This window comes from Thiofilum flexile DSM 14609 (genome assembly GCF_000380185.1).
GTDB classification, from domain to species: domain Bacteria; phylum Pseudomonadota; class Gammaproteobacteria; order Thiotrichales; family Thiotrichaceae; genus Thiofilum; species Thiofilum flexile.
This window is the reverse complement of the sequence record NZ_KB904791.1, coordinates 172,912-190,863: the sequence shown is the minus strand read 5'-3', so window position 1 is coordinate 190,863 and position 17,952 is coordinate 172,912. Positions and strand designations below refer to the sequence as shown.

The 17,952-nt window shown below is 44.0% G+C and carries 16 protein-coding genes; 3 read left to right on the top strand and 13 right to left on the bottom strand.

All coding sequences use genetic code 11. The features are described from left to right. Positions 1-329: 329 nt before the first annotated feature. From cas2 to A3IK_RS0114805, 7 genes are all read right to left on the bottom strand, one after another. Complete coding sequence (cas2, locus tag A3IK_RS0114835) at positions 330-620, bottom strand: CRISPR-associated endonuclease Cas2 (RefSeq protein ID WP_020560775.1); 291 nt, start codon at positions 618-620, stop codon at positions 330-332. A 79-nt stretch (positions 621-699) separates the two neighbouring features. Continuing rightward, positions 700-1,734 carry a type I-C CRISPR-associated endonuclease Cas1c gene (gene cas1c, locus A3IK_RS0114830; protein ID WP_020560774.1) on the bottom strand — a complete coding sequence of 345 codons (1,035 nt, stop codon included), beginning with the start codon at positions 1,732-1,734 and terminating at the stop codon, positions 700-702. Beyond that, positions 1,731-2,360: a CRISPR-associated protein Cas4 gene (cas4, locus tag A3IK_RS0114825; protein WP_020560773.1), complete on the bottom strand. Its 630-nt coding sequence runs from the start codon at positions 2,358-2,360 to the stop codon at positions 1,731-1,733. Before cas4 ends, cas1c begins: the two co-directional genes overlap by 4 nt. Before the next feature lie 4 nt (positions 2,361-2,364). Then, entirely contained in the window at positions 2,365-3,255 is an 891-nt protein-coding gene (cas7c, locus tag A3IK_RS0114820) for a type I-C CRISPR-associated protein Cas7/Csd2 (protein WP_020560772.1), read from the bottom strand. After that, positions 3,252-5,024: a type I-C CRISPR-associated protein Cas8c/Csd1 gene (cas8c, locus tag A3IK_RS0114815; RefSeq protein ID WP_020560771.1), complete on the bottom strand. Its 1,773-nt coding sequence runs from the start codon at positions 5,022-5,024 to the stop codon at positions 3,252-3,254. Before cas8c ends, cas7c begins: the two co-directional genes overlap by 4 nt. Beyond that, a complete protein-coding gene (gene cas5c, locus A3IK_RS0114810; protein WP_020560770.1) occupies positions 5,021-5,692 on the bottom strand; it encodes a type I-C CRISPR-associated protein Cas5c in 672 nt (223 codons plus the stop codon). Before cas5c ends, cas8c begins: the two co-directional genes overlap by 4 nt. 277 nt (positions 5,693-5,969) lie before the next feature. Beyond that, entirely contained in the window at positions 5,970-8,222 is a 2,253-nt protein-coding gene (locus tag A3IK_RS0114805) for a CRISPR-associated helicase/endonuclease Cas3 (RefSeq protein ID WP_020560769.1), read from the bottom strand. A 184-nt stretch (positions 8,223-8,406) separates the two neighbouring features. Between A3IK_RS0114805 and A3IK_RS0114800 the strand changes: the two genes are divergently transcribed. Beyond that, positions 8,407-9,360 (top strand): lysozyme inhibitor LprI family protein, encoded by a 954-nt coding sequence (locus tag A3IK_RS0114800; protein ID WP_020560768.1) that lies wholly within the window; start codon positions 8,407-8,409, stop codon positions 9,358-9,360. Between the two features lie 88 nt (positions 9,361-9,448). Next, positions 9,449-10,057 (top strand): GNAT family N-acetyltransferase, encoded by a 609-nt coding sequence (locus A3IK_RS0114795; protein ID WP_020560767.1) that lies wholly within the window; start codon positions 9,449-9,451, stop codon positions 10,055-10,057. On the opposite strand, the gene A3IK_RS0114790 is transcribed toward A3IK_RS0114795, so the two are convergent. From A3IK_RS0114790 to A3IK_RS0114765, 6 genes are all read right to left on the bottom strand, one after another. Next, positions 10,044-10,673 carry a DNA-3-methyladenine glycosylase I gene (locus tag A3IK_RS0114790; protein WP_051081576.1) on the bottom strand — a complete coding sequence of 210 codons (630 nt, stop codon included), beginning with the start codon at positions 10,671-10,673 and terminating at the stop codon, positions 10,044-10,046. The genes A3IK_RS0114795 and A3IK_RS0114790 overlap by 14 nt on opposite strands. A 295-nt stretch (positions 10,674-10,968) precedes the next feature. After that, a complete protein-coding gene (locus tag A3IK_RS0114785) occupies positions 10,969-12,159 on the bottom strand; it encodes an ABC transporter substrate-binding protein (RefSeq protein WP_020560765.1) in 1,191 nt (396 codons plus the stop codon). An 18-nt stretch (positions 12,160-12,177) separates the two neighbouring features. Beyond that, entirely contained in the window at positions 12,178-13,578 is a 1,401-nt protein-coding gene (locus tag A3IK_RS0114780) for a branched-chain amino acid ABC transporter permease (protein ID WP_020560764.1), read from the bottom strand. Beyond that, complete coding sequence (locus A3IK_RS0114775; RefSeq protein WP_020560763.1) at positions 13,575-14,588, bottom strand: branched-chain amino acid ABC transporter permease; 1,014 nt, start codon at positions 14,586-14,588, stop codon at positions 13,575-13,577. Before A3IK_RS0114775 ends, A3IK_RS0114780 begins: the two co-directional genes overlap by 4 nt. A 2-nt stretch (positions 14,589-14,590) precedes the next feature. Continuing rightward, positions 14,591-15,298 carry an ABC transporter ATP-binding protein gene (locus A3IK_RS0114770; protein WP_020560762.1) on the bottom strand — a complete coding sequence of 236 codons (708 nt, stop codon included), beginning with the start codon at positions 15,296-15,298 and terminating at the stop codon, positions 14,591-14,593. Beyond that, on the bottom strand, positions 15,295-16,107 hold the full coding sequence (locus A3IK_RS0114765; RefSeq protein ID WP_020560761.1) for an ABC transporter ATP-binding protein: 813 nt from the start codon (positions 16,105-16,107) through the stop codon (positions 15,295-15,297). The genes A3IK_RS0114770 and A3IK_RS0114765 overlap by 4 nt, the downstream gene beginning before the upstream one ends. 503 nt (positions 16,108-16,610) lie before the next feature. Between A3IK_RS0114765 and A3IK_RS0114760 the strand changes: the two genes are divergently transcribed. Next, complete coding sequence (locus A3IK_RS0114760; RefSeq protein WP_040849312.1) at positions 16,611-17,897, top strand: DUF2330 domain-containing protein; 1,287 nt, start codon at positions 16,611-16,613, stop codon at positions 17,895-17,897. Positions 17,898-17,952: the final 55 nt, after the last annotated feature.

Genomic DNA, 17,952 nt, shown 5'->3' with positions numbered 1-17,952 from the left:
ACGGTTTCAATCCACTCCCAACTTAATTAGCTGGGAGAATATCAACTAGAGATGTATTTAACTAAGGATGATAGTTTCAATCCACTCCCAACTTAATTAGCTGGGAGAATGGCCCGTGTGTAAGGGCTTAAAATATCAGAAAAATTATGCGAGGTTGCGCGAACCCTAGTGGCGGGGGATAGAAATGGAGGTTCGCGGAGGGTGAACATTCTATTATCCAATCATAATCAAATAGTTAAACCATGCGCGAACCCTCAAGGATTTTAGCCATCGCTCTAGGTTCGCGCTCCAGAAAACTTGGTAATTATACCATAAAACCTTAAAATTCCCTATAAAATCAAAGGTGCATCAAAATCAGTGGCTCGAAATTTACCAAACTCTTGCACGTTTTTAGTCAAAGGCTCTGTTAAACGGTAAATCCGTAAATTATCCTCCGTTAAACTAATTTCCTTGAGTACGGCATCCTTTAATAGCTCATAGGTTGCTGCATCGACTTTGCACTCAAACACCGATTTTTGTACCCGTTGCCCATAGTTTTGACAGGCTTTCGCCACTCGCCGCAGCCGTTTACGCCCGGCGGCAGTCTCAGTCGATACATCATAACTCACTAAAATCAACATACTTACCCCATAACACCACACGCCTACCAAAATCCTCAGGGTATTGGAGAGTAGGGTAGGAGTGAGGAAAAGCTAAAACTCATTTGTTAAAGAACGGGATATACGCCTCGACATCCCCACGTAAATAGCGAGCTAGCATCCGGGCTTGTAATAAGGGCAACAACCCTATTTCCACGGCGGTTTCTAAGACGGGATGCTGCACAGTTTCTTTTTTGCGCTCTTGATAGGCACGCACGACGGTCTGACGCCCTTTATCATTCAAATAAACCGCGCCCCCCTCACGATAATCAAAATCTTCTTTTTGTAATTGTCCGCGATTAATCAGCGTCAAGGCCAAACGATCCCCAGCAACAGCACGAAATTCTTCCATTAAATCCAAGGCTAGGGAAGGGCGTCCGGGGCGCACTTGATGAAAAAAGCCTAATTGCGGATCAAGCCCCACCGCCTCTAATGCACTACGGCAATCATTGAGAATCAGTGCGTATAAAAATGAAATCAAGGCATTCACATTATCGCGGGGAGGGCGGCGACTACGGCCTTTATATTCAAAGCTGCTACGCATTGCGGGCTTGATCATGGTGTTCATTTGTTCAAAATAAACCCGCCCGGCATCGCCCTCTAACCCTAATACTGAATCAGGTGTGGGGGCTTGCTCTAAATTGCGTAGATTGATCGCTAGCGCTTTTGCCGCCCTAGCCAATTGCTCACGCTCGGCTGCATCAGGATTATCCCGCGCACTACGCATTAATACACTGCGACTATTACGCAACTTTCCCACAATAAAGCATTTGCTCAAGTCTAAAGCTTTAGCCGTATTATCCGCTGCCCGAAACTGTGCTTGACGCAATAAGATATTGCCATTAACAGGTCCTTCTACTCGTACCTGAAACCGCCCGTTTTCATCCAGCCACACAATGCTACGTCCATCACTCATGCACCGTGCCATGAGCTGCGGACTCATGCCCACTCGCCCTAGGCAGACAATCGCCCCTAAATGGTGGAGTGGCACTTGATGGCGTTTAACCTTATCCACGTTCATAACCAAAGTTTCACCCTCTAAGCGTAAATAGGCCTCATCGGTTGAAATGTATAAGGTATTTAATAACTGTCTCACGCTTCATCCTCCACGCTAAATAATTGACGACTCAAGCGTTTAATCACCTTCGTTGAGGCCACTAAATCGGGTTGGCAAACGTCTAGCAGAGAACAATTGGGGCATAAAGTTCGCTCTTCGGTGGGTGGGGGCGTGTGAGCGGAGAGTAATAGCTCACGTACTTCACTAATCAACTGCTCGGTGTGGGCGCGTAGGGCTGGAGTGAGGGCTACCACCCGTCGCCGCCGACTTTTATGGTGAAAAATAGCGCCTTCTGAAATCGGCTTATCTAGCATTTCCTCCAAACACAGTGCTTGCGCCATTAATTGCACCTCATCATGGAGCTTTTGTTGGCGCTTGCCTTGTTTATACTCAATGGGATAAGGCGTACCATCGGCGAGAAATTCCACCACATCCGCCTTACCCACTAAGCCATAGCGCTCACTAAACAAAGGCAATGCCCGTTCTACCCTGACACCATACTCGACACCACTTTCACCACTATCGACCCGCTCATGCGCTAAGTGTCCACGAATGGTAAATACATTATCCTCAAACACTTGTTCCTGATGGATTAAGGCGCACTGACGCGGGCAATAACTATAGTGTTGTAGTGCAGAGAGCATAATGGGGTAGAGTTCGGTCATCGCATTAGCCCACTAGTCGATTTAGCTCTACACCACTCGGTAAGTGGCTGGTGTCAACCGTCACCACATAATCCTCAAAATGACGGGGTACATCGACCTGTTTTTCGGCCTTAATACATTTAAATAAATCATAAGCGGGGGCATTGCCTAACTTGCTTTCGTGCTTAAATACATAAAGCCCACGAGTTGCCATTTCGCCGCGTGCGGCTGAACGATCATGCTCAAACATTTGAGCTAATGATTGCCATAACAACGCTAAGTCTTCCTCAGAAAACCCCGTTTGATCGGCTAAATGCGCTGAGACAAAACCATGTGCCACATATAAACCATAAGGTACGGTGAATTTGCGTCCTATAGTACGATTCCCTCCACTTTGGTCTTCTGCTTCTTTTTCTGTCGCAACAGCCATACGTGTAATTGCAAATTCACTTACAATAATTTGATCAATAGAGCGTCCAAAAGTCATTTGTACAGGTCCACGTACCTGACCACAATTTACCCCTGTGGACATCACAGCCCCAAAAGTCCGCACATCGTAAAAGTTTTGGCACATCCAACGGCGAGCCTTATCAGCATCTTCTGCTTTTCCTTTGGATTTTAAATGCCCATTTTTATCTGGTTCCAATAAGTCTTCCATATCCAAAGATTTATAGGCACGAACATGTTGAAGATTTAAAACTGATTTTTCTTTTACATAAATTTCATAAGGTGGTTGCTCTGCATACATCATCCCTACAAAATTACGAATCTTACGTTTCAAACTGACATCAGTGACTAAGCCATGTCCTGATTCTGCATCGACCCTTGGTAAGTTGCCCGCATCAGGATCACCATTAGGATTACCATCTTTTACATCAAACAATAAAACAAAGTCATATCGATGATTCAAACTCATGCTATATCTCCTTGCATAATAGAATTGGTTTGTTCAATGGCTTTCTGAAAACTATGAGATAAAGCCTTTTTTTGATGATAAAAGCCCACCGCAAAATTACCCTGCTCAGCAAGACTTAAGGTTTTAGGGTAAACGCACTCTACACTGGGTGCTGGTGCAGATATACAAGAATAAATTTCACTAAACCAACTTTCAAAGTCTTGTGCACGCTTATACTTCTTTTTAGCTAATTTGCTTAGGTGGTGTGTATGTAATTTAACTAAAGTAGGGAAAACTGTAATGGGTGTAGTTGCGGCAGAACTATAAAAGTCATCTGAAATATCAGAGTTCAGATCACGCTCATGTGCTTCAGCTTGAAGCCGCTCCAATATGGCAAATAATCGACCTAGATTATACCCAATATGGGTATTATTACGATCTAATGACACAGTTACTTTCTCCTTTAAATTCCGTATTAAATAGGCTTTGATGATGGCAGCACGCTCATAAGTAACAGTTTGCTCAGCATAATTACGTCTAAGAGCTGAGGTTAGTAAAGTTTCAGGATAAGGTAGTCCCAAAAGAATACGTCGGAAAATCTCACCAGCAAGCTCTGCCGGTACATTTTCTGCTTTATTCAAGTGAGCAATAGATCTTAAAAGCAACCATAGAGGTAAATACTCCTTATCATTAGCACCACGAATTATTTCTAAATTTTTAAAATGCTCAACAATGCGCTGACTGACCTCTCGTACCGTCGCCGCATGCCAAAAACGAATACTGATTCGTGCCGCATTCGGTGCTAAGCCTAAAATATAAAATAAGGTTTCTTCACTGAGTACGGGTGTACGCCCATGCTTTTCAACCGCTTCATATAAGGATTTCACTACAGCCGTACTTCGATCAGGATCATCCTTATTACTATCTCCTGCACCAAATAAAGCAGCAAAACTATCCTCTAAGGCATTCTCTTTGCTCGCCCAAAATACTGTTGAAGCATCTCCTACCTGCATGCGCTGTTTAGAATCTTTACTTAATAAATGATTGAGTGCTGTGGTATAGGCAAAGGCGGCTTCTTTACTCACAGGTGCATTAAAGCTTTGGCTTTTACCATAAGAAGTAAAGGCGCTCAGATTAAAAGAAATAATATTAGCCCCAGCAACTTGTGCTCCCCACACTCCTCTAATAGCAGGGTGTAAACGCTCAATTTCAGCCTCTTCACCTGTAATTAAACAAATACTTTTGTTAGTCTCATCACTTTCATTAGCAGCTATAGCCGATTGCACGACACGACTTTGACAAACTAAATAGGTTTGACCTTGTAAGCGAAAGGTTAAATTAGGATTGGTTTTAACAATTTCTTCCCAGAGTGGGTTTTGCGCTAAAACAGTGTGGTCTAGCTGCTCTAGAAAATGAATAACCGCTGCAATGCCTTTATCTTTATCTGCTAAATTTAATGCTTTGATTTTTTCTAAAAAAGCGGCTTGCTGCTCTTTGATTCGCTCTGGTTTACCTTTGGTATCAATACCTAATACATATTCAGCGTTATCCCATAGTAAATTAGCAGCAACACCGGAGGTTTTCTTTACCCCCTGAGGAACTCGCTCGGATTTTGCCCGTTTCTTTTTATTTTCAATGAAACGAGTATCTTCAATTTGATTTAAACTACCATCCTCACGCAGCTCTAAAATAAAAGGAATTTCTTTATACTCAAAACCAGACGGAGCGAGTGCTGATTCAGGGTCTTGGGCTTTGCGTTGGTAATAGTCGTATAAGGCTTGCAAAATCATCCACGTATCTCCTCACTATTCCAAGCAGGCACATTTAATACACCATCTTGCAAAGTCGCATGAAAAAAACGCGGCATAGGATTTTCTGTATCAGTAAAATCCATGTCATATAACATCCAACCTAAATCCCGTTTTCCCAATAACTCGCCCGGTGTCTTATTAGGCTCTTTTGTTTCAATCAAACGAAAAGCGCAGGAAAACTCGCGTGTACCTAAATAGGGTTGATTAAAGCATTGCCCTTTGGCAGCACGGCGCTTAAACATTTCAGCAAATTTGATGGCGGTGTTATCCGCATCGGGGTTGAGCAATTCAAAATCAGCATGTAATCGATAGCGCACATCCCGCAAAAACAATCCAGCGCGTTGTTGGCGGTCTTCTTCGATATATAAACCGAGTTGTCCTTGGCCTTGTTTCATGGCTGATTTGACCGCTCCGGTTGGGATAACGCTAGCCACTTCATTACGGCGCAAATTCATCCAACGAATCGGCTCAAGCACTTCAATCTTGCGTATATGCCAACGAATAGCAGGCCTCCACAGAATAGCTTCAAAGATCGCACGAGCAGCGGATGGGGTAATGACATCATAAGACACGCGCTCTACCTTCATTTCAGGACGAGTGAAACAAGCAAAGTCACCGGATACCTCTAAACAAAAGCTATAGCTCATCAATACCTCCTAAGAACAGCTCAAAAGTGGGCATAGATTTACTATGCCCGCATAGCGATTGAGAGAAAATTTCAATTACTAGGTTTCAACCCACACTTGCTTTTTTATCAAGTGAGGTTCTATCATATCAGCCTTAAATTTCAATTACTAGGAAATGTTATGAATAGCCTAAAAACTGATTACTCAAAAATTATTAAAGAACTACGTATTTTCTGTACAGCTCTGCCAGCTTCACGCTTTTGGGGAATATTAGTGGCTATCATAATCATCATCTTGATTACCAAAGTAAATCTTCAGGATCTAGTTGAAAAGGGTCACTCATCAAACCCAGCTTTGAGTCATAAATCCCTGACGTCACTAGCTCATACACCCCAGCTAACTCCTTGAGTTCACGAATATCACCGTTATTTCGTAAGCGGTTTTTATCTTGCTCACGAATCGTGACGGTATAGCGTTGCAGTTTACGCAGCAGCCAGCGTGAGCTGCCTAATATTTTGAGTTGCTCAATTAGTTTTTCACCTTCACCATAAGGGACTAACACGGCATGACCCTCTTCTTTAATCAAGCGAAAACGATTGGCGGCGGTACGAAATTGAATCTTAAGACTACGAGCATCTTTAGTGAGTAGCTCTTCAATACCCTGAGCATCCCGTGATTTGGTTTTAGTGTAATAGTGCTCAAAATAGGTTTTGAAATGGCGGTAATATAAGGGTGGTTCAGTGAAAAGTGGCAAGAGACTTTTGCTAACACTCGCCGATAATCCTAAATGCCCTTTGAGCTTATGATTATTGGGCGGAATAAACACGATAACCTTACCCTTTGTTAATAAGCCCTCGCGATTACAGCGCCCAGCCGCTTGAGCAATCGAATCGAGTCCCGTTAATGCTCGATACACGACCGGAAAATCCACATCAACCCCCGCCTCGATTAATTGGGTACTGACTACTCGTAAGGGTTGTTTCGTTTTAAGTTTATCTCGAATCTCTTGTAGTTTTTCCGAGCGATGCGCTCCACAAAGATTAGTACTCAAATAATAGGTGTCCGGTGGTAGTAAACGGCACAGCTCAGCGGCTTGGCTTTTCGTATTCACAATGACCAATACCGCTTCATGCTCCATCATCTCTGCTGCAATATCCTCCCAATTGCGCTCAAGACTTAAATCATCTGGTATGACGACCGTAACCCGCTCTAAATCATTAAAGAGTTGCTCACAATTAGGAATAATTTCAGTAACCTGCTTTGCGTCAAACCCCTTTAAAATAGGCTTATTAAAAGGATCATATAGGCTTTGCAAAGCAGGTTGTGTAGCCGTAGACAAGACAAATGTCACCCCATAATGTGCTACTAAGCTTTTCATTATGCTCAAAATGGGATTCAGAAACTCCGGCGGTAACAGTTGTGCCTCATCTAGCACAATTACGCTATTGGCAAGATTATGCAATTTGCGACAACGGCTCGTCCGACTGGCAAATAGGGATTCAAAAAGCTGCACATTCGTGGTGACAATAATGGGGGCGTCCCAATTTTCAGATGCTAGCCGACTTTGAGCCGTTTCACGTTCGGGGTCACTCACATCTAAATTGCTATGATGCTCAATGACACAGTCCCCCAAAATTGAACGATAGATGGTGGCGGTTTGTTCAATAATGCTGGTAAAGGGAATGGCATAAATAATGCGTTTTTTCTGATATTTCACCGCCTGCTCTAAAGCAAAGGCCATACCTGATAGCGTTTTACCCCCACCCGTCGGCACAGTGAGCGAGAAAATACCACTCGGTTGTTGTGCTGCTGCTCGACACTGTTGTAGCACTTGGGTACGCAGTTCATTCACCTTGCTAGGTCGAGCTTGTACAGCAAAGGACTGCATATGCTCATTAAAGCGCTGCAGTAAGGTGGCTAAATCAGGATATTTGCCCCGCTGTGCAAACTGCTGCGGCTGCATAAACGCTTCTGTATCCAGAAAATCGGCATCCACAAGGCTAGAAAATAGCATTCTTATCCACAGCGCATATTCATGAGACTCACCTCTAGGCGCTGTTTTAGGTAACGGTTGCTTAAGAATGGAGCTAGGTACATCTACCTGTAAGGCTTTGTCTAGATGCTCAGTTTCCTCAAGTATTTCAGCTAACGAACGCCCCTCAGACTCAGCCGTTTTAGTCCAATCAGGTAAACCCGCATGATGCCCCGCAATTAAATAAGCCAGTGGCAAGCCTAATTGCTTATGCTGTTTAACCGCATAGAGCGCACCGGCTGCGGAGTGGTTGACTTTACCTTTACTGTTGTTTGCCAGCTCAATATGAGCATTTTCACGTTCATAACCTGTTTTATCACAGATATAGTCTTGAAAGGCCGGATTATACTTACCCAGATCATGCCAAAGCCCTGCTACATAAGCCCACTCATGACTCTTAAAATCAGTTGCATAACCAGAAGCGAGTTGTGCCACTTTCTGCAAATGTTCATCTAACCAATGTTCAATGGGCTTTCCTTGTGCATCAAAACGCACATGAGCAATGGGGCGATCACTCATAACAACTTCAATCCATGATTAATAATCGAGCTAATATAGCGGATGAATATTCCTCATACCATGACAAAGCTCATCCCTAGTAAAAATTTCACCCCGCACGATAAGGCACTAACGACTTTGTAATAATCGAGCTACACTATTTAAATAAGCTCATTGCTAAACAATTAATATAAAGGAGGGCTTTATGAAACAGAATCAGCGGCTTAAATGGGTATTAGTAGGGGTTTTATATTTTCCGGTTGCTTATGCCACTACTACACCGTTACCTAATGAATATTGCGAGTGGTTATATAACCAAGCTTTAGAGAGCTGCAAAACGGTAAAAACTACTAATCCCGATTGTGTTAAGCCCCAAACGCAACTGCCCAGCACTATTATGCAAGCGTTATTTGCTTTTTCTAATCATCCGAGTTATCAAGGTGCTGCATTTGAGGCATCCTGTTTAGCGAGTTGCCAAAGTAATACCAAGCCGACTTATAATACCTTTGCCGTGTCAGTCTGCTCTCATGTACCTAGTGAAACTAATCCCACCCCCACCACGCATCCCGCCGCTACTTCTGCAACACCCGCGCCCGCGTCCTTACATGCGGATATTGCCGCGTGTGGTATCGAAAACAATGAGGCTTGTCTCAATGACGTATTACGCCCCGCTAAGAAGCAATTAAATCAAACCTATCAAGCCCTCGCTGCGACTTACGATGGTTTAGCAAATAAACAGCTTGATAGTGAGCAACGGGCATGGCTGGATCAACGCAATGTTCAATGCGGCAAATTGGAAACCACCACCCCTGCGGCGAATGCGCCGGCTATCACGCAATGTGTTTTGCAAGCAATTCAACAACGTACTCAGCACTTAGAGCAAGCGCTCAAGCAGGCTAAGCATACTGCCGACGCTACTAATGCAGTAACAACGGGGCAGTGGTATCGAAGTAGTGCGAAGCCTGTGTTAGTGGTACGTGAAAAACCGGATATATCAGGTAAAAAACTAGGTACTGTGCCAGAGGGCGGTAAGGTGCAGGTGTTAGAAGCAAAAATAAAAGCGGATTCCATCAGTGGTTTCAAGGGGCATTGGGTGAAAATTACTTGGTTAAATGGAAGTGCGTATGTATTTGACGCATTTTTAAAGCCATTAGAGTAACTAAAAACAACCACTTTTTTATGGTTATAGTGGGCTGGGGTTAAATAAGGATTGATAAGCAGCAAAAGTTGCTGCTAGTGATGACTAAATGACAATACCAAAATACGCTATTATTGAATATTATCATGGCTTGCCTGCTGCATTAAGGTATGATGCAGCGCTGCTTTATGATCAAGCTTTTGGGGCTAAAATTACACGCGCGGTGCCGAATCGGGTTAAACGCATTCACTTATTAGCGCAAACCTTTGATACGGCTTTTGCGGTGTGTGCATTAAGTGGGGGGCATTTAATAGGCTTAGCGGGTTTTCAAACGCTACATGGCTCGTTAACTAATGGCCTACACCGTGAAGCATTACAAACCCATTTAGGCTATTGGGAAGGGCATTGGGCGGATCGTATTCTAAGCTGGTATGAGCATGAAAACACTCACGATGTGCTCGCTATTGAGGGCATTGTGGTGCATCCTCACTGGCGTGGATTAGGGATTGGTACGGCATTATTAAATCAATTGCGTGATTATGCTTGCCATCAAGGCTTGCAAACTCTACAGCTCAATGTGATTAATCGTAATACTGAAGCACGGCGCTTATATGAGCGTTATGGCTTTGTGGCAACCAAGACTCATTCACTGGCTTATTACCGGCGCTGGTTATTGGGTTTCGAGGCTGCCACGACCATGGAGCTTAGCCTAGGCTAGGCATACCGTTTTCGCCTAGGCGCTGGATGCGTTCCCGACAATGGCAATCCCATTGATGATCATTCACTAATCCTACGGCTTGCATATAGGCATAGCAGGTGGTGGCACCTAAAAACTTAAACCCACGGCGTTTTAAATCCTTAGCTAAGGCCTCTGATTCTGGACTCGTACTGCGATAATCTGCAGGGGCGTGAATTTCACGCTGTTCAGGCTTATTACCCACAAATGCCCATAAGTAGCGGGCAAAACTACCAAACTCGTTTTGAATAGCTAAAAAATGCCGGGCATTATTAATTAGCGCTTCAAATTTACCACGATGACGAATGAGACCTGCATTCGTCATTAAGGTATCAATTTTAGCCGTATCATACTGCGCAACTTTAAGCGGGTCGAAATTATCAAACGCCTGCCGATAAGCCTCGCGTTTTACTAACACCGTATACCAGCTCAAACCCGCTTGACTGGCTTCTAAACATAAACATTCAAATAAATAGCGATCATCAAAAACAGGAACCCCCCATTCTTCATCATGGTATTGCACATAATCGCTTTTAGTCAGATTTAACCAAGCACAGCGAATAGTAGTATTAGGTATAGAGTTAGGAGAGTTAGACATAAGCATCGCTTTAAATAAATTTTGAGATTTTAGTGCCATAACACAAATATTACAGCATTTAATTTTAAGGGGGCGGGAACTGTATCAGCATAAAATACTGATACAGTCTATAGATAGGTAAGCGCTGCAATAGCTGGCTAATAAGTACTTGAGCCAAAGTAATCGAGTATTTCTTCCGCAGCCGCTGTGAATACCTCCCTGTACGCTACAAGGCGGCTTCCCTGCCGCCAAGACTGCTCCAGAACTACCCGATTACTTTGCTATACCTACTTACCTATTTAATGCGGGGTGCTATTTAATGCGTTTTTACTGATTCAAACTTACCCTCTTTAATTTCCATCTCACGATAGGAACCGGGTACATCACCGACATCATCAAACTCAATATTAGTCGCACCAACGTAATCAATATCACCGCCATCAGCTAAGATTTTTAAGCCTTTGCCTAATTCACCGGGCAGGATTTTTTCACCCGGAGCATTAGCCACTTCTTTAATCTTCGCTATAATAGCCGCGCGGTCGGTTGATTTTGCAGCCTGCATCGCTAAGGCTAATACAGCAGCGGCATCATAAGACTCTGCTCGATAAGGGCCGCCTTTAGGATCGATTTTGGCGCTTTCGGCGATTTTATTCCAAGCTTCACTGCCGGCATATTCGCCACCTGCCATAGTACCAAACGAACCTTCCATGTCTTTACCGAGATCGGCAGCCAGTTTCTCACCCACCATACCGTCACCCATGACAAAGCGTTTAAAGGCTCCGGTGTCTAAAGCATTTTGTATAATACCTTTCCCACCTTGATCGAGATAACCAAATACCGCTAAATCTTTAGCACCAGAGGCTGCAAGAGCCGCTACTTCGGCAGAGTAATCCGCTTTACCATCTTCATGGGCGGCATTAATGGTGACTTTGCCACCTAATTTTTCAAAGGCTTTAGAAAAGGACTCGCTTAAGCCTTTACCATAGTCATTATTGGTATAGGTAATAGCGATTTCATTAATGCCACGATCTTTAGCAACTTGGGCTAATACTTCGCCTTGACGAGCATCAGAGGGTGCAGTACGGAAAAAGACCCCTTTGTCTTCTACGGTGGTTAATGCAGGTGAGGTGGCGGAGGGGGAGATGGTAGGAATACCATTCGGCGCACTCACATTATTCACCACAGCAGTGGTTTCACCCGAACAGGTAGGGCCTATGAAGGCGACCACTTTTTCAGAAGACGCTAAACGTTCAGCCGTGGCAGTCGCAGCAGCGGCATCTACGCAAGACGAATCTGCACGCACGGGAACTATTTTTTTGCCTCCTAAAAACGCACCAGAGTCGGATATTTCTTTAAGGGCTAATTCGGCTGAGCCTGCCATTGTCGGAGCTAAGGATTCAATAGGGCCGGTAAAACCCATTAATACCCCAATTTTCACATCCTCTTCTGCCCATACAGCGGTTGATAAGCCGGCTAAAATAACACTTGCTAAAACTAATCGTTTCATACCATATACTCCATATCGTTATTTAAACTGTTTTGTTTGTTCGGGCAAAATACCCCAAGGGCTAAAGCGCATGACTAACAGTAATACACTACCCATAATAATAACGCGCATATATTGGGCGCTATCTAATAAATGTTTACGTAGGCCGTTATCGTCTCCCATGCCTGATGTTAATAGACTAATAAACCAAAAACCGATAGGTTCGGCTTCAACCCAAATAAACCACACTAAAAAGCCGCCGATAATGGCACCTAGATTATTACCAGAGCCGCCCACAATCACCATAACCCAGATTAAAAAGGTATAGCGCAGTGGATTATAAGAGCCGGGGGTAAACTGACTATCTAGTGTGACCAGCATGGCTCCTGCAATACCAACGACCGCCGAGCCTAAAACGAAAATTTGTAAATGGCGTCCGGTAACATCCTTACCCATAGCATCGGCGGCGACTTCATTATCCCGAATAGCGCGTACCATCCGTCCCCAAGGGGAATTGAGAGCTAGTTCAGCTAATTGGTAAATAACCAATAACACCACTAAAAATAATCCAGCATAACAAAGTTTTACAAAGATAGTAGAGCCTTCTATCAGTAAGGGCTGCAAAGCAGAGGCACGAGCAGACTCACCTAATAATCCTAAACTATCCGCATTCCAGCGAGCGACTAAATCGATAAACCAAGGGGCTTGTTGCAGTTCAATCTCATAGGGGACGGGGCGGGGTAGATTAGTCACATTTTTAACCCCACGAGTGAGCCAATCCTCATTACGCATCACCGCCACTAATATTTCTGAAATCCCTAAGGTCGCAATCGCTAAGTAATCGGCTCTTAAACCTAAGGTAATCTTACCAATGAGCCAAGCCACACCCGCCGCTAATGCACCGCCTACTAACCAAGCGAATACCACCGGCAAACCTAAGCCACCTAAATAGCCCGTACTAGAGGGATTAACCGCTTCAATAGCAGCCACACCGGGGTCTAGGACAAAGCGACTAATAATAATGCCAACGATTAATATCGCACTTAAGGCTAGGCCATGCCCCCGTTTACCTTTCAAGCGCTTATGTGTATGCAGGGTCAATGCAATAGCAGCGGTGAAAATGATAAGAGCAAAAATGACCCGTATTCCTCCCGCAGCCCACGCTTCTTTTACCGGCGGCATCGCCACTAGTAAAACAGCCAAGCCTCCTAGAGCTGCAAACCCCATAATCCCGACATTAAAGAGTCCGGCAAAGCCCCATTGAATATTGACCCCTAAGGCCATGACCGCAGAAATAAGGCAAAGATTAACAATCGTTAAGGCTAGCGACCACGACTGCATAAATCCCACGAGGGCTAATAAACCCGCCATTAGGGTAAAAACGACGATGACACGTAAGTAATAATTACCACGAGCTATTTCATGTGGACGTTGACTCATATTACTTTACCTTTAAATAAGCCAGTCGGTTTTATTAATAATACTACTACCAAAATGATAAAGGAGATGGCAAGCTTATATTCAGTAGACAAAAGCTGGACTAAGCCATCGGGGGCTAAATCGCTAGGGAGTAGATAGGCTAGGAATTTTTTATAGGCATAGGTTAAAATGACTTCTGAAAAAGCAATAATAAACCCACCGGCAATAGCCCCAATCGGTCGCCCAATCCCGCCTACAATAACAGCAGCGAAAATAGGTAGTAATAAATGGAAATAGGCCAGTGGTTTATAGCCTTTATCTAAGCCATATAATACCCCTGCTGTGGTCGCAAACGCGGCGGTAATAATCCATGTAATCATGACAATACGATCAGGATTAATACCCGAAAGTAGCGCTAGGTTTTCATTATCCGCATAGGCACGCATGGCTTTGCCGGTTTTAGTTTTTTGTAAAAACCAAAATAACAGGGCTACTAGTATAATAGCTAAGATAACGGTAAGGGCTTGCGTGGTACGAATCACTAGTACTTCGTCTAAACCAGACCACTCTTTGAAAGCAGAGGCACTTAAAACGAAACGCTCGCCATCGGTAAAGTTCTGATCGCCAGGGCCTAAAATCAAGCGGATTAGGCCATTCATAATAAACATCACACCCAAAGAGGCCATGACAAAGGTAATGGAAGCACTGCGTTGGGTGCGGTAATAACGATAGACATATTTATCGGTGAGGAGGAGCAGTCCTGCGGTGACCGCAATGCCCAAAGGAAGAGCTAATAAGGCGGTGGGAAGGAAACCTAAATTCACCCCTAGGGCTTGTAAACCCCAAGTGCCTAAAATAGTGATTACCGTGCCAAAGGCCATGGTTTCGCCTTGGGCAAAATTGGAAAAGCGCAGTACGCTATAAATCATAGTCACGCCCAAAGCACCCAATGCCAATTGTGAGCCATAGGTGAGAGCCGGCACGAAAATAAAATTGGCAAACAATACCAGTGCATTTAAAACATCGGTCATCGTTAACCTCCTAAAAATGATTTACGTACGTCAGGATCAGCCAAGAGTGCTTGTCCGGTATCGGTATGGCGATTTTCACCCATCACTAGAACATAACCTTTATCCGCAATTTCCAAGGCTTGACGGGCATTTTGTTCTACCATCAGCACCGCCATCCCTGTGGCTTTAACCTCTAAAATACGATCAAATAGCTCATCCATGACAATCGGAGAAACCCCCGCCGTAGGCTCATCGAGCATCAATACGGTAGGCTGGGTCATCATGGCACGGCCTACAGCGACTTGTTGGCGCTGCCCGCCCGATAATTCTCCTGCATATTGATGGCGTTTTTCTTTGAGAATGGGAAAGAGTTGATAAATTTGGTCAATGGTGTCGCGAAAATTATCGGTGCGTAGAAACGCCCCCATTTCCAGATTTTCCTCCACCGTCATCGTGGTAAACACATTGTCAGTTTGCGGTACAAAGGCAATCCCTTCGGCAATGCGGGCTTGTGGGGAGAGGCTGGTAATATCTTTACCATTGAGTTTGACCGAGCCTTGGCTGAGCTTTAGCATACCGAGCATGGCTTTCATGGCAGTCGATTTACCGGCACCATTAGGCCCTACAATGACGGCTAGTTCGCCTTTATCTACGCTAATGGTGCAACCATTTAAAATGCTAGGGCCGCTGCCATAGCCGCCGACCATATTTTCGCCGATTAAATAGCTCATGCGGCGACTCCTTGATTGGCAAGGTTTTTATTTTTCAAACCGCGTCCTAGATAAGCCTCAATGACCTTTTCATCATTTTTAACTTCCTCAGCAGTACCTTGCATCAGGACGGAGCCTTCAGCTAGCACCACCACGGGGTTACACAGTTTAGAAATAAAATCCATATCATGCTCAATCATACAAAAGGTATAACCGCGCTCTTGATTCAGGCGCACAATGGCCTCGCCAATTTCGCCGAGTAGGGTACGATTGACACCCGCACCGACCTCATCGAGTAACACGACCTTAGCATCGACCATCATGGTGCGACCTAATTCAATGAGCTTTTTTTGCCCGCCGGATAGATTACCGGCCTTTTCATTTTTGACATGGGAAATTTTCAAAAATTGAATGACCTCCTCGGCTTTAGCGCGGACTGCCTCCTCCTGAGCGCGAATTTGGCGGCGATGAAACCACGCATTCCAGACATTCTCGCCTAACTGCCCAGAGGGTACCATCATCAGATTTTCTAATACCGTCATAGTGGAGAATTCGTGGGCAATCTGGAAAGTGCGCAATAAACCCTTATGAAAGAGCTGATGAGCTTTTAGACCCGTGACATTTTCGCCATTGAGAAAAATTTGACCGGAACTAGGGGGAAATAAGCCGGCAATGAGGTTAAATAAAGTGGATTTTCCTGCACCATTAGGGCCGATTAATCCAGTAATCGAACCCGTTTCAATGGTGAGTGAGGCATTGTTGACCGCAGTCAAGCCGCCAAAATGTTTAGATACTGATTTTACTTCAATCATATTGGTGTGAGCTTTCAATTATTAGCACCTAATCAGAATAACGTATTTTACTGCCAATAAAAGTACTTTGTGTCATGAGCCTGAGCCTGCTCTAGCAAAAAGCACACGTACCGACTAAATGAACCAGATTAGGTGAGAAAAATGCATGCGCTTTGACTTCCTAGCGGATAATAAGAGGCTAAGTCACAGGATGATTAGTTTGAACTTATGAGCAATATAGGTTTATTGACTAGGTAGAGATAATTTTTTATCAAGAAGGATATCTTTTAGTAAAAGTATGGTCTTAAATAAGAATAAGTTTAATCTTGGCTAAGTAGATATAGCGAAGTAGTCGGGTGTTTCTGGAGCAGTCTTGGCGGCAGAGATGCCGCCTTGTAGCGTACAGAGAGGTATTATTCGGCGCATCCTTGCGTGGCGTGAAAAATCGCTCCAAACGATTTTTTTACAGCGGCGGCGGAAGAAATACCAGATTACTTTGGTTCAAATACTTAACTCCCTATACCTAACATCTGGAGTCAATTATGAGGCGCTTATTCGTATACAGTGTTCTAGTCGCAGCAGGTTCAATGTGTCTACCCCTGTCGGTGCAGGCTTTTTGTGGGTTTTATGTCGCTAAAGGCGGAACTAGTTTATTTAATCAATCCTCGCAAGTGGTATATGTGCGCGATGGGGATCGCAGTATTGTAACCATGGGCAGTGATTTTAAGGGTGATGTAAAAGAATTTGCCATGGTGGTACCCGTGCCAGTAGTGGTGCAAAAAGAGCAGGTGAAATTAGTCAATAATAGCACCATTAAACAATTGGATGATTTTTCTGCCCCGCGTTTGGTGGAGTATTATGATTCTGATCCTTGTCGTACCATGGAAATGGAGATGGCAGCGAGGCCAGTCGTGCGTCCTAGACCTATGATGCGACCTGCTATGGCGCGTAATAAAGAGTTAGGGGTAAAAATCGAGGCGTCCTATACCTTAGGCGAATATGACATTATGGTATTATCCGCCAAAGACAGCGGTGGATTAGTGACATGGTTGAATGAAAATAAATATAAAATCCCCGCAGGTGCCGAACCCGTTATTAATAGTTACCTGAAGCAAAACATGAAGTTCTTTATTGCTAAGGTGAACTTAAAAGAATATTCCAAAACCGGATTTACTCAACTACGCCCGATTCAAGTGAATTATCGTGAAAAACGCTTTATGCTGCCCATTCGCTTAGGAACAGTAAATGCGCGGGGTAAACAAGATTTATTTGTCTACGGCATCACCCGCAAAGGTCGGATAGAAACCACTAATTATCGCACTACTAAAGTACCGACCGATCTTAATATACCTACCTATGTCAAAACGATGAATCAATTTGGTCGCTTCTATCGAGATTTATTTAACACACAGGTCAATAAAAATGAGGATGGCGTCTTTTTAGAGTATGCATGGAATATGTCATGGTGTGATCCTTGTGTGGGTACTCCCTTAAATAATAAGCAATTAAGAGAGTTAGGTGCTTTTTGGTTAACCGATAATAGTCCAACCGACGCCTATATTACTCGCCTGCATGTACGTTATGATCGTGAAACTTTTCCAGAGGATTTAGCTTTTCAAGTGACTGGAAATACGGACAATTTCCAAGCGCGTTATATTATTAATCATCCCTTTGCTGTAAAACCTAATGCTTGTCCGGCGGCTAAAACCTATGTCACGCAAACCTTACCGCGACGTTGGGAAGAGGAGGCTAAAAACGCGGCTAGTTTAACCGGCTGGGATGTGAATGTGATTCGTAAAAAAATTGCGGACACTAAACCTAAAATCTAAAAGGTAGGCTTAATTAGACCGCTTGCAAGAGGTCTTTTGGTATACTTACTTGCCT

Excerpts from the sequence above, each read along its gene's own strand:
- A3IK_RS0114805 (WP_020560769.1), bottom strand. The coding sequence starts at position 8,222 with ATGAGTGATCGCCCCATTGCTCATGTGCGTTTTGATGCACAAGGAAAG.
- cas8c (WP_020560771.1), bottom strand. The coding sequence starts at position 5,024 with ATGATTTTGCAAGCCTTATACGACTATTACCAACGCAAAGCCCAAGAC.
- A3IK_RS0114760 (WP_040849312.1), top strand. The coding sequence starts at position 16,611 with ATGAGGCGCTTATTCGTATACAGTGTTCTAGTCGCAGCAGGTTCAATG.
- cas5c (WP_020560770.1), bottom strand. The coding sequence starts at position 5,692 with ATGAGCTATAGCTTTTGTTTAGAGGTATCCGGTGACTTTGCTTGTTTC.
- cas2 (WP_020560775.1), bottom strand. The coding sequence starts at position 620 with ATGTTGATTTTAGTGAGTTATGATGTATCGACTGAGACTGCCGCCGGG.
- cas4 (WP_020560773.1), bottom strand. The coding sequence starts at position 2,360 with ATGACCGAACTCTACCCCATTATGCTCTCTGCACTACAACACTATAGT.
- A3IK_RS0114790 (WP_051081576.1), bottom strand. The coding sequence starts at position 10,673 with ATGTCTAACTCTCCTAACTCTATACCTAATACTACTATTCGCTGTGCT.
- A3IK_RS0114800 (WP_020560768.1), top strand. The coding sequence starts at position 8,407 with ATGAAACAGAATCAGCGGCTTAAATGGGTATTAGTAGGGGTTTTATAT.
- A3IK_RS0114770 (WP_020560762.1), bottom strand. The coding sequence starts at position 15,298 with ATGAGCTATTTAATCGGCGAAAATATGGTCGGCGGCTATGGCAGCGGC.
- A3IK_RS0114775 (WP_020560763.1), bottom strand. The coding sequence starts at position 14,588 with ATGACCGATGTTTTAAATGCACTGGTATTGTTTGCCAATTTTATTTTC.
- A3IK_RS0114785 (WP_020560765.1), bottom strand. The coding sequence starts at position 12,159 with ATGAAACGATTAGTTTTAGCAAGTGTTATTTTAGCCGGCTTATCAACC.
- cas7c (WP_020560772.1), bottom strand. The coding sequence starts at position 3,255 with ATGAGTTTGAATCATCGATATGACTTTGTTTTATTGTTTGATGTAAAA.
- A3IK_RS0114795 (WP_020560767.1), top strand. The coding sequence starts at position 9,449 with ATGACAATACCAAAATACGCTATTATTGAATATTATCATGGCTTGCCT.
- A3IK_RS0114780 (WP_020560764.1), bottom strand. The coding sequence starts at position 13,578 with ATGAGTCAACGTCCACATGAAATAGCTCGTGGTAATTATTACTTACGT.